General features: G+C 62.1%; 10 protein-coding genes. 3 read left to right on the top strand and 7 right to left on the bottom strand.

The window, feature by feature from the left end:
• Positions 1-34: 34 nt before the first annotated feature.
• Together AC57B6_RS05955 and AC57B6_RS05950 are read right to left on the bottom strand one after the other, a co-directional pair.
• Positions 35-1,054, bottom strand: a complete 1,020-nt coding sequence (locus AC57B6_RS05955; protein ID WP_030100326.1) for a VTT domain-containing protein — start codon at positions 1,052-1,054, stop codon at positions 35-37.
• Positions 1,055-1,308: 254 nt separating this feature from the next.
• The gene (locus AC57B6_RS05950) at positions 1,309-2,262 is read right to left on the bottom strand and encodes a LysR family transcriptional regulator (protein WP_496420832.1); all 954 of its coding nucleotides are present in this window, start codon (positions 2,260-2,262) and stop codon (positions 1,309-1,311) included.
• Positions 2,263-2,413: 151 nt separating this feature from the next.
• Between AC57B6_RS05950 and AC57B6_RS05945 the strand changes: the two genes are divergently transcribed.
• Positions 2,414-3,019, top strand: a complete 606-nt coding sequence (locus AC57B6_RS05945) for a peroxidase-related enzyme (protein ID WP_025496449.1) — start codon at positions 2,414-2,416, stop codon at positions 3,017-3,019.
• 88 nt (positions 3,020-3,107) lie between these two features.
• Here the strand turns inward: AC57B6_RS05945 and AC57B6_RS05940 are convergent, their stop codons facing one another.
• Complete coding sequence (locus AC57B6_RS05940) at positions 3,108-4,358, bottom strand: MFS transporter (protein WP_030100329.1); 1,251 nt, start codon at positions 4,356-4,358, stop codon at positions 3,108-3,110.
• Between the two features lie 149 nt (positions 4,359-4,507).
• Positions 4,508-5,461 carry a LysR substrate-binding domain-containing protein gene (locus AC57B6_RS05935; protein WP_496420831.1) on the bottom strand — a complete coding sequence of 318 codons (954 nt, stop codon included), beginning with the start codon at positions 5,459-5,461 and terminating at the stop codon, positions 4,508-4,510.
• Positions 5,462-5,792: 331 nt separating this feature from the next.
• Here AC57B6_RS05935 and AC57B6_RS05930 point away from each other — a divergent pair, with 331 nt between their 5' ends.
• A complete protein-coding gene (locus tag AC57B6_RS05930; protein WP_496420830.1) occupies positions 5,793-6,521 on the top strand; it encodes a DUF899 family protein in 729 nt (242 codons plus the stop codon).
• Positions 6,522-6,585: 64 nt separating this feature from the next.
• Here AC57B6_RS05930 and AC57B6_RS05925 read toward each other — a convergent pair whose 3' ends face one another.
• A complete protein-coding gene (locus tag AC57B6_RS05925) occupies positions 6,586-8,553 on the bottom strand; it encodes a putative bifunctional diguanylate cyclase/phosphodiesterase (protein WP_454807306.1) in 1,968 nt (655 codons plus the stop codon).
• A gap of 658 nt (positions 8,554-9,211) precedes the next feature.
• On the opposite strand from AC57B6_RS05925, the gene AC57B6_RS05920 reads away from it, so the two are divergent.
• Positions 9,212-9,490 (top strand): HU family DNA-binding protein, encoded by a 279-nt coding sequence (locus AC57B6_RS05920; RefSeq protein ID WP_006049832.1) that lies wholly within the window; start codon positions 9,212-9,214, stop codon positions 9,488-9,490.
• 307 nt (positions 9,491-9,797) lie between these two features.
• On the opposite strand, the gene AC57B6_RS05915 is transcribed toward AC57B6_RS05920, so the two are convergent.
• Together AC57B6_RS05915 and AC57B6_RS05910 are read right to left on the bottom strand one after the other, a co-directional pair.
• Positions 9,798-10,916 carry a 3-deoxy-7-phosphoheptulonate synthase gene (locus AC57B6_RS05915; RefSeq protein ID WP_275956810.1) on the bottom strand — a complete coding sequence of 373 codons (1,119 nt, stop codon included), beginning with the start codon at positions 10,914-10,916 and terminating at the stop codon, positions 9,798-9,800.
• Positions 10,917-11,027: 111 nt separating this feature from the next.
• Positions 11,028-11,834, bottom strand: a complete 807-nt coding sequence (locus AC57B6_RS05910) for a DUF72 domain-containing protein (RefSeq protein WP_216751278.1) — start codon at positions 11,832-11,834, stop codon at positions 11,028-11,030.
• Positions 11,835-12,859 lie beyond the last annotated feature (1,025 nt).

The following is a 12,859-nucleotide window of genomic DNA, read 5'->3' as shown; positions in this document are numbered from 1 at the left end:
CCACAACTTTCGTGGCGCGCAGTCGTGCCGGGTGTCACTTCGCCAATCTCGCTCTCACGGTGTACTCGCCTTCATCGCCCGCGTCTTCCGCCATATGAGCCATCGCCGTCTCGAAGTCGGGCGGCAGCGGCTCGACCGGATAGCCGCGCTTTTCCCATGCGTCGAGACCGCCCTTGAGCGCGCGGACGTGGTGGATGTTCTTCCGGTGCAGCTGATTGACGATCCGCTTGGCCGTTGCTTCGTTAGGGCAGACGCAATAAACGACAATCGGCCGCTTCAGTAACTCGGGATCCAGCGGCTCCGGTGAATCGAGGTCGAGCAACTGCGCACCCGCGATCCGGTGCGATTCTTTCGCGCGTATGCTGCGTGGCCGCGCGTCGAGGATCAGTGGCGGCTCATTGGATTTCATCAACTCGTCGAGTTGATCCGGCGAGATGCGCACGTGCGCGAGCCAGCGTCGAAATTGCCAGCGGCGTACGCAGCGATAGAGGAGTGCGACAACGAAGATCGCCGCGAATGCGTCGAAAATCGTGCCGCCGTTATGGCGCACGAGCAGTACGAGTTGCACGATCTGATCATGCAGTGCCGCGCCGCCGATCACCCAGACGCTGGCCCACAAGGCCGCGCCGATAAAATCCCACAGCAGAAATACACCGACATTGATGGGTGTGGTGCCGAGCAGCGGCGCCGAGACCAGGCCGAGGCCGGGCAGGAACTTCGCGACGGTGAGAATCGGCGCGCCGTACCGTTCATAAGTGTTGCGGGCGACACGCACGGTGGTGTCGAGCGAGAGCGAGAAGCGCACCAGTTGATTCAGCAGGCGCCGGCCGTACGTCCGCCCGGTGAAGAACCATAGCGTGTCCGCGATCAGGGTTGCGCCGACAGCGGCGCCCACGACGCTGGCGTAAGTGGTCTGTCCCATTGCGGCCATGGTTCCGCCGAGGATCAGCATCGGCGCCGCTGGAATCGGCAGGCCCAGTTGCGTGACGAGCACGCTCATGAAGACGGCCCATACGCCCAGCGAGGGTGGAATCGCAACCGGAAAATGCCACACAACCACGCTCCTCTTGATACCCTGGAAGGATTTGAAACAGTCGGCGCCGAGTCCCTGCTCAGGTTTCCGCTCGGTTCCTGCTCAGTCGGCGTGCGCTGCGAATACGTCACGCATTGCTACTTCCTGCCGGACGGCGGGAAACGGGATGAGGCAGCACGTTCAACCGGCCGCCGCGCATGCCGCCGCGCACTTTGTGGATTTAAGCACAGGTTTGTGAAAAGACGCTGCGAGGCGGGCTGAACACCCGCGGAAACTCAAGGGGGCGGGGCGGCCGCATGTGCCGCCCCGCCGCCGAGCAACCGGTCCCTGTCGCTCCTTAGCGCAGCGCGCAAACGCGGCGTTGCGAAATCAATAAAACTGCGGGTTTTCAGCGGCAATGGCCCTTGTCCCGCGTGCATCAGGCTCACCGGTATCGGTTCGGGTTCAAATTCCCGCAGCACCAGTTGCAGCTTGCCTTCTTCGACGGCCCGCGCGGCCTGGTATGAAAGCACGTGGGTGAGGCCCACACCGGCGACAGCCGCATCGATGGCGGCCTCAGCATTATTGACGGACAGCCGTGGATGGACCGGCACGGCCTGCTGTTTCGCGCCGCGCGGCGCGAAGGTCCAGATAGGCCCGGACGGCAGCGAGTCGACATTGATGCAGGCAAAGCGGGCGAGGTCGGCGGGGCTTTCCGGTGCGCCGGCTTGCGCGAGGTAACGTGGGCTCGCGCACACCACCCGGCAGACCGTGCCGACCTGGGTCGCGACCATGCTGCTGTCCGGCAGTTTGCCGATGCGCAGGGCAACATCGATATGTTCGTCTTGCAGATGCAGCGTGCGGTCAGCCAGCACCAGACGCACGGCGATCTGCGGGAAGGTCGCGAGAAAGTCGTTGATGATGGGCAGCAGGTGCAGGCGTCCGAACACCATCGGTGCTGTGACGACGAGTTCGCCGCGCGGCGTGCTGTACTCGCCCGCCGCCGCGCTTTCAGCTTCGTTCACCTGTTCGAGGATCTGCTTGCAGGCGGCGAGGTAGGCCTCGCCCGCGTCGGTCAAGGTCAGCTTGCGGGTGGAACGCACCAGCAGCCGCACGTTCAGATGCGCCTCCAGCTCCGCCACCTTGCGGCTGACGGTGGGCAGCGGCGTTCCCAGTTTGCGGCTCGCGGCCGAAAAACTGCCGGTCTCCACCGCGGCCACCAGAATTGACATTGCCTCCAGACGATCCATGGATCCTCTCGGTCTTCGAGAATTAATCCAGCGAAAATACAGGAATACATGGACGTCTGGAAGGCGGGTTATGGGAATGCGCGTCGCGCAACTGTGTTTCGCGGCCCGGTTGCTACAATCGCCGCATAGACAGAGACAACGGAGACACCGCATGGCAACGCTTCAGCCGATCAGCCGCTACCCCGTGCCCGAACCGGGCGAATGGCCAGACGATATCCGGGCGCGCATCCTTGAAGTGCAGGAGAAAGCGGGTTTTGTTCCAAACGTGTTTTTGACGTTGGCGCACCGGCCAGACGAATTCCGCGCGTTTTTTGCGTACCACGACGCGTTGATGCTGAAAGAGGGCGGCTTAAGCAAAGGCGAGCGCGAGATGATCGTGGTCGCCACGAGCGCCGTGAATCAGTGCCTGTACTGCGTGGTCGCGCACGGCGCGATTCTGCGCATTTACGAAAAGGCGCCGCTGCTGGCGGATCAGGTGGCCGTCAATCATCGCAAGGCGGATATCACGGCGCGCCAGGCGGCGATGCTCGACTTTGCCCTGAAGGTTTGCCGTGACTCCGGCGCGGTCGGCGATGCCGATTTTCAGATCTTGCGGGAGCATGGTTTTTCCGATGAAGACGTGTGGGATATCGCGGCCATCACGGCATTCTTCGGTTTGTCGAACCGGATGGCCAACGTCATTTCCATGCGCCCGAACGACGAGTTCTATTTGATGGGGCGCGTGCCGAAAGCAGCGGCGGATGCGCCCCGCAAATAGCCTCGGAGCGCTTGCCGCGGGTCCGCGGCTGACAGGCGGCGTGCGGCTGCGTGTTCACGCACGCTTGCCCCTACGTCCACGCGCTCGCCTATGCGCCCGCCGGCTCGGCCCTGATGGCCGGCGTACCGACCGTCCTGTCGTCGATCGGGAAATGCAGCATCGCGGCGATGAGTCCGGCGACCATCGTGGCTTCCCACAGCAGCGAATAGGAGCCGGTCAGATCGAACACCAGGCCACCTAGCCACGCGCCGAGAAACGAGCCGATCTGGTGGCTCAGAAAGCAGACCCCAAAGAGGCTGCCGAGGTGCCGCGTGCCGAACACTTTTGCCACGAGCCCGCTCGTAAGCGGCACGGTTCCGAGCCAGGTGAGCCCCATCACGGCCGCAAAGATGACGACCGACGCGGAGGTTTTAGGCAGCAGGAAGAACGCGCCGATCGTCACGCTTCGAATCAGGTAGAGCCAGCCGAGCACATGGTGCTGCCGGAAGCGGCCGCCGAGCCAGCCGCATCCCCAACTGCCCGCCATGTTGAACAGGCCGATCAGCGCCAGCGCCGTGGCGCCCAGGCCGATCGGCATATGACAGAGCGTCAGATATTCAGGCAGATGGGTGGCGATGAACGCGAGTTGAAATCCACAGGTGAAGAAGCCGAGTGTGAGAAGCAGGTAGCCGCGATGCCGCATGGCCTGGCCGAGCACCTTGCGAAGCGGTGCGGCGGGTGGCTCCTGAACGAACGTGCCGACACGCTGGCGCCGATCGAGCGCCATGCCGAGCGGTGCGACGAGCAGCATCAGAAAAGCCAGCGCGAACAGCGAGGTGGCGATACCGGCACTGAGGCGGATGCTCTGCGTGAGCGGAATCATCAACACCTGGCCTGCCGAGCCGCCCGCGCTAACGAGACCCATCGCCATGCTGCGTTTTTCGGGCGAGGCGACGCGGCCGACCGCCGGCAACACCACGCCGAAGGTCGTGCAACTGACACCGATCCCGACCAGCAGACCCATGCCGACGATCAGCATGGGGCCGGACGGCGCGACTGCCGCGATACCTAGGCCGGCCGCGAACGTCGTGGCACCGAACGCGACTACCGGCGCCGAGCCGTAGCGGTCGGCGGCGGCGCCCGCGAACGGTTGCGCGAAACCCCACACCAGATTGTGCAGCGCGATGGCGAAAGCGATCAGCGTGACGGGCAGGCCGCGATCGAACGAAAATGGCCCGATGAAGAGGCCGAAGGTCTGCCGGATGCCCATTGCGGCGCTCAGAATCAGCGCGCCGGCGATGATTACGAGCGTCGTGTGGCTCAGGGGGAAGGCGAAGCGTTTGCTATTGGCGGTGGACATGGTTCTGATCTCCTTCGACACCATGGTCGCAGCGAGCGTCAGACGCGGCAAAGGAAATGATTTTGACGACAGGTGAGTGTGGCTCACCTGTTCGGGGTGACGTCGCGGTTCAGAGATTCGTAGATTTAGCGCTTCGGAGATGCAGCGATTCAGCGATAGGGGTGAGGCGGTTCAGTGACTTCGCTACCGGACGGATTGGCGAATTGCGCTGCCTCGCCGAGCAGCCACTGTTTGAAGTCGAGCAATTCCGGGCGATGCGCCGCGCTGTCCGCGTCTTGCGCGCTCACGAGCCAATACGCGTTGGCCGAGGCGATGGTTTGTGGACAAGCCTCGACCAGTGCGCCGCTCGCCAGATCGCGGTCCATCAGCGGACGTCTGCCGAGTGCGACGCCGAGACCCATGCTCGCGGCTTCGAACGCGAGCTGGATCGTGTCGACGCGCAACCCGTCGCTGAGGTCGACGGGGTCGCCCTCGACGCCGACACCATCGAGCCACGCCTGCCAGTCCTCGCTGGCCGAGTTCACGTGAATAAGTGTCGCGCGGCGCAGATCGAGATGCCCGTGCCCGTTGCGCAGATTGTCCAGATAGGCGGGACTGCACACCGGCACGAGGCGTTCGCCGAACAGACGGGTCCAGGCGGTTCCCGCGACCGGGGCACGGCTCAGGCGAATGGCGAAATCGAAACCGTCGACGGGAAAACCGACCTGACGATGCGATGTGTCGACGGTGATGTTCGCGTCCGGCCAGCGCGAGCGAAACGCGCCGAGGCGCGGCAGCAGCCAGCGCGAGGCTAGCGTGGGCGCGCAACTTAGCGCGATCGGGCGATTCGCGCGGTGGTTCGGCAGGCGCTGCGTGCCGATTGCGATCAGCGAAAACGCTTCGGATACGTACGACAGATAGTCGGCGCCCGCTGCCGTAAGCGAAATGCCACGCGGCTCGCGCACGAACAGTTCCACACCGAGCGACTGCTCGAGGCCAACGATGCCGTGACTGATCGCGCTAGGCGTGACGTTCAACTCGGCGGCGGCGAGCTTGAAACTCTGATGCCTGCCGGCCGCCTCGAAGAAGCGAAGCGCGGGCAGAGGTGGCAGACGAAGCGGCATGGTGCATCCCCAAGGCGGCGGGCGCCGTAATAACGGTGACGGTGCAAGAGCGCGTCGGTGCGCGCGGGTTGATTCGCGAAAGGATACCTTGCAATAGGGTTTCGATTGTCAGCCGAGGGGCGGCTACGGCTTGCCACGGTCTTGTCCGTTTGCCGAACGGCGGTGCCCGGATGCGGTCGCGGACACGGCGGACGGCGCGCAGAAAAATTTCATCGACATTGTCGATTTGCCGGCACGTCGTTCGTCGTCGCTCTATAAGGGCAAAAAATGCGCGCTTGCCGTCCGCCGCAATCGTGCCCTTTATCCTTTTTTTCGTGAGAGGAGGTGGCTGATGAGCAATGTAGACCCATCCGCATCAACGCTGAAACCGGCCCGCCTGCTGGCCGACTCGCCGCGCCGGTTTCCCGGCGAGAGTACGGAATATCGCCGTGCCCGCAACGATCTGTTGGCCGAGGAAATCGAGTTGCGCCGCCACATCGAACGCGTGGCCGCGCAGCGCCGCGCGCTGCCGCCCGGCGGGGTCGTGCCGCAGGACTATCGCTTCGAGGGCGAAGCGGGCATGGTCACGCTCGCGGAGATGTTCGGCGCGCACGACACGCTCGTCACCTACAACTGGATGTACGGCCCGCAGCGCGCGCGGCCCTGTCCGATGTGCACCTCGCTGCTGGGCGCTTACGACGGCGAAATGCCCGATATCCTGCAACGCGTCGCTTTTGCCGTGATCGGGCGCTCGCCGATCGACAAGCTGGTGGCATTCAAGAAAGAGCGCGGCTGGCGGCATCTGCGGATGTATTCGTCGAACGGCAATACTTTTAACCGCGACTACGCCGATGAAGATCCGGAAGGCGGCGATGTTCCCGCCTTCAACGTGTTCACACGTTCAGGCGGCACGGTGCGGCACTTCTGGGGCGCGGAAATGGGGCCGTGGACCGCGGACCCCGGTCAGGATCCGCGCGGCGCCCCCGACGTGATGCCGATCTGGACGGTGCTCGACATGACGCCCGGCGGCCGTGGCAGCGACTGGTATCCGAAGCTGGAATACGACACCGTGCCGCGCTAGTCGCGCGTGGGGCATCTGACGCGCATCGCGCTGATTCGCGCAATCAGGTGGAGGCGAGCGTTGTTCACGTCGCAAGAATGTGACTCTGCGCGCGCGCCGCCTCCAGATAGGTCGGCACCGCGCTCGCCCGCATCGGCCTGCCGAACAGATAGCCCTGCATGGCGCGAGCGCCCAACGCCTTGACGACGTCCGCTTGCGATGAGGTTTCGAGTCCTTCGACGATGCATTCGAGTCCGAGGTTTCTGCACAGGTCGAGCACGGACTTGACGATCTTCTTCGATGCGCTATTGGAATCCACATCGGTCATGAAGCTGCGGTCGATCTTGATCGTATCGAAAGGCAGGCGATGCACGTAGCTGAGGCTTGAATAACCGGTGCCGAAATCGTCGAGCGAGACGCGGCAGCCGGCTTGCTTGATCATCGTGAGCGAACTGTGGGCCTGCTCGAAATCGCGGGTGACCGCGGTTTCCGTGATCTCGAAGTTGACATGGTGCGCGGGCACGCCGCTGGCCAGCACGATATCGACCAGACGGCGGGCGCGCGGCGAAGTCGAAATATCGATCGCGGAGAGATTGAACGACAGATAGAGATCGGACGGCCAGCGCGATACTTCATCGAGTGCCTTGCGCAGCAGGACTTCGGTGACGCGCAGAATCAGATCGGTACGCTCGGCAATCCGAATGAATTCCTCCGGCTTGACCGCGCCTAGCCGCTCGTTGTGCCATCGCCCGAGCGCCTCCATGCCGATCGTGCGTTGCGAGTGCGCGTCGTAAATCGGCTGAAACTCAAGGAACAGTTCGGATTCCAGGTTCGCATGGCGCAGTTCCTGGGCGACGAGACTCGAGCGCCGGATCCGCGTTTCGTGTTCGGTCGAGAAGATCACCGGCGTGCCGCGACGGCCTTCCTTGCCGACGTACAAGGCCGCGTCGGCGCGCTCGAAAACCTGCTGCACTGTCGTGCCCGCTTCAGGAAACGCGGCCCAACCGATCGTTCCTGTCAGTTCGGCAACATTGCCGGCCACCCGATACGGCTGGCTGAGCGCTTCGCAGATACGCTCGCCCAACTCGACGAGTGTCTCGTTCGCCAGTTTGTGCTGAGCCAGCACGCCGAATTCGTCACCGCCCAGGCGCGCGAAGAAGATGCCGGGCTCGGCCAGCGCCAGCAGGCGTACGCCGACTTCCTGCAGCACGAGATCGCCGCTTGCATGTCCGTAGATGTCGTTGACCTGTTTGAAGCCGTCGAGATCGATCAGTCCGACATTGAAACCGCCGCCGATGCCAAGCGCCTGTTCCGATAGCGCGCGCAGCGAGGCGAAGAAGCTGCGCCGGTTGGGCAGGTCGGTCAGGCTGTCGATGCTCGCGAGCCGGAAATTGTCGTCGCTGAGTCTTTGCGTGTTCTGCTGGCTCACCTGCAATTCGTGCTGCGCGTGCACCACACCGACAAAATTCCGGTAATAGAGTTCGATGATGAAGGCGAGTGCGACGCCGACCAGCATCATGTCGACCGCCATCGCGATGAAGACAGACGAACCCGTGGCAACGAGAAACGTCGAAAAGCTTAGGATGACGATTGAAAGCGGAAGCAACGCGGCCGCTCGCAGATGGTTCAGGCAGAACACGCAGCCGATCACCGTCGTCGCCATGTAGAACGCGACGTGTGCCTGCTCATAGGGCGAGCCGTAGGAAAACAGTAGCAGTGACCAACTGCTGAAGGCGACGCCGAAGATACCCGAGAGCCAGATCAGCTTGCGCAGTTCGAGCACGGCCTGCGCGTGCGTCAGCGTCCGGTGCCGGACACGCCACCAGCGCACGCAACGGATGATGCACAGTGCGCAAAGCGCCCCAGGACAATAGATCGACAACCATGCGGGTGCCGACGCCAGATGCGTAACGGCGACCGCCAGCGTGTTCACGAGCAGAATGAAATAGAGCAGCGGAACCTGGCGGCTGAATGCCTGGAGTTGCGCGCGTACGAGTTCAGGGTCGCTTCTCGCGACCGACAGCGCCTCCCTCAATCTGGTTAATCGAACCATTCCCGTCCTTGTAACGTTTGCGCCGCACACGCAGCTTTGTATATCGGCGGCGTAGCGCCAAACCTTGAGGGCGTTTTCACGGGAAAAAAGCGCGCGCCAGGATTGGGCGGTAAATACGCCCGGAGGGCCGCGCAGGTTTGAGTCATTTGTGCTGCATCAATCTACGCACGAGCCGTCGGTTTTCGGCGCCGGGAATGGGCGGATTCGTCGTGCCGGCCTGCCCGGCGCGGGCGATATCACAGGACGGAGCGGTGGCGCGGGACCATGCGACGAGCGTTGCGCATGTTGCAATATGGAGAATTTTCATTGTTTTAATCTTCCCGGATTTTTTTATTACTGAGCGCGCAGGGTGCTGAATGTCGAATCTCTACGATCCACCATAACATAGTAAAAAAGCATGGCGGCGATCACTTTGCCGACCCTAAAGCACTGAAATTGCAACGGATTGTGATACGGCGTGAGGCACTGTAAAGCGGGAGAAATGCGTAAGCGCGCGATTCTTATAGGACTTTGGCGCAAAAAAACGTCAAATTGCCGCTGGGCGGGCGATACAAGGCTTACATCCAACGTTTGCGCGAATATGCGCCTATGCGTTAGTGTGTCGGTCCCGGCGCAACAGATGTGGCGCCGGTTCCATGATTACCATACGGGAAGTGCTATGAACAAACAGGAACTGATTGATGCAGTCGCCGCAGCGACGGGCGAAAGCAAAGCGGCCACCGGCCAAACCATCGACGCTATCGTCGAAGCGGTGACCAAAGCCGTGGTGGGTGGCGATACGGTGCAACTGGTCGGTTTCGGTTCTTTCTCGACCGGCGCGCGCGCAGCACGCGTGGGCCGCAATCCGTCGACCGGTGCCGAAATCCAGATCGCCGCAGCCAAGACGGTGAAGTTCACCGCCGGCAAGGCATTCAAGGAAGCCGTCAACGCGTCGTAATGCAACGCGCCTCGCGCCGGAGCATCCACGCGGGTTGTTGTAACGCGCGGCGTCCGATGCATCGGGTGTGAGGAATCACGCGCTGCCTGACCTCGTGAGCGTGTTTAATCGGTGGTTAGTGCGGCGCGTGTGGCGCTGGTTGCCTGGACGTTGCCCGGATGTTGCCTGGACGTGGAGCGGGCATGAGTTGCGCGCTGACGTTCATGCCGTCGTTGCTTGCTTCTGGTTTTGCGTCATGCACGCTCGCCTCCTCGCCGTTAGTTCCGGTTACCGGTTGGGCGAGATCGTGCAGGCCGCGTTGGCGAGTTCAGCCCGCGCGCCGTTTCCGGGTTGCTTCGGCCAGCGTTGCGAGCACCGGCTCGGTTTGCGCCCAGCTCACGCAGGCGTCCGTAATCGATATGCCGTGACGCAGCGGCACACCGGCTTTCAGATCCTGACGGCCTTCTTCCAGATGACTTTCGAGCATGACGCCGATAATGCGGCGCTCGCGCTGCGAGAGTTGCTGCGCCAGATCCTGTACTACCTCCAGTTGACGCAAATGCGACTTGCCCGAGTTCGCATGCGAACAGTCGATCATGACCTGCTCGCGCAGCCCGGCTGACCTGAGTGTCGCGCAGGTGGCTTCCACCGATGCGCTGTCGTAATTCGGCCCTTGCTTGCCACCGCGCAGGATAACGTGTGCGTCGTCATTGCCACGCGTTTCGAAGATCGCCGCCATCCCCATCTTGGTCATACCCATGAACGCATGGCTTGCGCGTGCCGCGACGATCGCATCCGCGGCGATCTGCACGCCGCCGTCGGTGCCGTTCTTGAAGCCGATCGGGCAACTCAGCCCCGAGGCAAGTTGACGGTGACTCTGGCTCTCCGTGGTACGCGCGCCGATGGCACCCCACGCGATCAGATCCGCGATGTATTGCGGGCTGAGCAGATCGAGAAATTCCGTGGCCGTAGGCAAACCGAGACCGCTGATGTCGAGCAGCAGTTGCCGCGCGAGACGCAGGCCTTCGTTGATGCGAAAGCTGCCATCGAGACGCGGGTCGTTGATATAGCCTTTCCAGCCTACCGTTGTGCGCGGTTTTTCGAAGTAGACCCGCATGACGATCAGTAGATCGTCCCTGTAGGTTTGCGCTGCGGCTTTGAGCTTGCGGGCATATTCGATCGCCTGGTCATGGTCGTGAATCGAACACGGGCCGACGATCATCACGAGCCGGTCGTCACGGCCGTGCAGAATATCGGCGATTTCCGCGCGGGTTTTCTCGACGAGCGTCTGCACCGAAGGCGGCACGGGCAATTCGTCCTGCAGCAGGGCGGGGGAAATCAGCGGACGTACCGCGCCGATACGAACGTCGTCGATGCGCGTGGTGTCCTGGGTGGCGTCGGCCGAGCCGACTTCCTGATCGTGCAAAGGATTGTCGATGGCGCTCAAAATATTCTCCCGGACTTGTATGTGAAGCGGCCTTGCGGCCTGAAGGCGTGGGGGCGGTGCGTTGCCTGGCTGCCGGGATTATGACACTCGCGCGTGCCGACTGGATGACCGTTATTCGAGGCGTTTGATCAACGCCATGGCGGCGGCCGGGTTGCGTTCCTTGAAGCCGCTGATGACATAGAGGTAGACGTCGCGAGCGGTGGTTTTCGCGGGCGGCGCGGCCGAGGTTTCGAGGTCGACCGGCGTCGTGCCTGCGGCGAGCTGGCGGGCGCGTTCTGCCCAGGCGTCGAGCGCTTTGGCCGAATAGCCTTTGGCTTCCTTGTCGCTGGTGCCCATGATGCGGGCGTAGACGAAGGGCGCGGTGATGTCGGCGATTTGCGGGTATTCGCTGTCGGCGGCCAGCACGATGGCGACTTTGTACTTTCTGGCTAGCGCGATGAATTCGGGGGTTTTGAAGGTGTCGTTACGCACTTCGATTGCGTGTTTCAGCTTTTGGCCTTCTATGCTGGCGGGCAGCAGTTTCAGAAAGGCTTCGAAGTCTTCGGGGTCGAACTTTTTGGTGGTGGCGAATTGCCAGTTGATTGGGCCTAGTTTCTGTTTCAGCAGTAGCACGCCGCTGGCGAAGAAACGTTCGATGGTTTCGCTGGCGTCTGCCAGGATTTTTCGGTTGGTTGCGTAGCGGGGGGCTTTTAGCGAGAAGACGAAGTCTTCCGGGGTTTCCTGATACCACTTCTCGTAGCTTGCCGGTTTTTGCAGGCCGTAGAAGGTGCCGTTGATTTCTATCGATGTGAGGTTTTTGCTCGCGTGCTGGAGCTCGCGGGTTTGGGTGAGGTCCGAAGGGTAGAAGGTGCCCCGCCAGGGGGCATAGGTCCATCCGCCTATGCCGATGCGGATTTTGCCGGTTTTCGGTGAGGGCATTTGGGGGCTCGGTTTTTAGCTTCGCTGGGAGGGGTAGATTAGCGTATTTTTTGGTTTTTTTGCCTGCTCGGCGGGTTTGTTGTTGATCTGACTCTTTGGCGTTGCTTTTTTGTGTGTCCGTGGTCTGCACTGTTGTTGGTCTTTTGGTGCTTTGGCCTTTCCTTGTTTTGTTAGTGGTCTATTAGCGTTGCCCCTGTGCGGGGCGGCACCTACTTTTCTTTGCCTGCCGCAAAGAAAAGTAGGCAAAAGAAAGCGGCTCAAACCGCTAATTCTTAAGTGGGTCCCCCGCACAGCCACGGTAGTGGTGCATCTGGAATCCGTGCCCCCGCACACTCCCCGCTAGTGACAAGGCGCTCATCAGCTCCCACTCCGCACTACGTGCGTCGCGGACGGGGCTGCCTGGGAAAACAGCGGCTTCGCTTCGCGCAGCGGGAGCCATCGGCTTCGCCTCGGCGAGGTACTCCCGCTTTGATTGGCCAACCCCGCTTCAATGAAATTGCGTGCGTCGCATTCGCGGTGCAATCGCGATCGCTGCCGCCGTTGTGCTGGCAGCAGCGAGGCAACGGCGAATCAGGGAACAAGGGAACAAGGGAACAAGGGAAAGCGGGAAGGCGGAAAGCGAACGCATCTGGTGGCAGCGATGCAACGACGAACCGGGAACGGGGTAAATGGGTGGAGCAAAAAAACTTGGCGGGCGGTGTTATGAACTGGGTATCGGCGCGCGCAGCGCCGCCGGAGGTATGATGGCCTTGTCGTTAGGGCTGAATGTGCGAGGGCACGGATTCCAGATGCACCACTACCGCTACTGTGCGGGGGACCCGCTTAAGAATTAGCGGTTTGAGCCGCTTTCTCTTGCCTACTTCTCTTTGCGGCCGGCAAAGAGAAGTAGGTGCCGCCCCGCACAGGGACCTATCCGTAATTTCGTGGGCGGGGCATATCATGAAGGATGGAAATCATGGATATGCCGATCATGAAGAAGAAACGTACCGTCGCCTCGCAGGCAGCGGCCCGAGGGCCGCTGCCTG

It is taken from the genome of Paraburkholderia sp. BGA-UO-ETr-F12 (assembly GCF_059567945.1).
The sequence above is the reverse complement of the archived record's forward strand: the minus strand, read 5'-3'. Positions and strand labels throughout refer to the sequence as shown.

Bases quoted from the DNA above. Each gene is read 5' to 3' on its own strand.
- AC57B6_RS05950 (WP_496420832.1), bottom strand. From the start codon at position 2,262: ATGGATCGTCTGGAGGCAATGTCAATTCTGGTGGCCGCGGTGGAGACC.
- AC57B6_RS05945 (WP_025496449.1), top strand. From the start codon at position 2,414: ATGGCAACGCTTCAGCCGATCAGCCGCTACCCCGTGCCCGAACCGGGC.
- AC57B6_RS05940 (WP_030100329.1), bottom strand. From the start codon at position 4,358: ATGTCCACCGCCAATAGCAAACGCTTCGCCTTCCCCCTGAGCCACACG.
- AC57B6_RS05935 (WP_496420831.1), bottom strand. From the start codon at position 5,461: ATGCCGCTTCGTCTGCCACCTCTGCCCGCGCTTCGCTTCTTCGAGGCG.
- AC57B6_RS05930 (WP_496420830.1), top strand. From the start codon at position 5,793: ATGAGCAATGTAGACCCATCCGCATCAACGCTGAAACCGGCCCGCCTG.
- AC57B6_RS05925 (WP_454807306.1), bottom strand. From the start codon at position 8,553: ATGGTTCGATTAACCAGATTGAGGGAGGCGCTGTCGGTCGCGAGAAGC.
- AC57B6_RS05920 (WP_006049832.1), top strand. From the start codon at position 9,212: ATGAACAAACAGGAACTGATTGATGCAGTCGCCGCAGCGACGGGCGAA.
- AC57B6_RS05910 (WP_216751278.1), bottom strand. From the start codon at position 11,834: ATGCCCTCACCGAAAACCGGCAAAATCCGCATCGGCATAGGCGGATGG.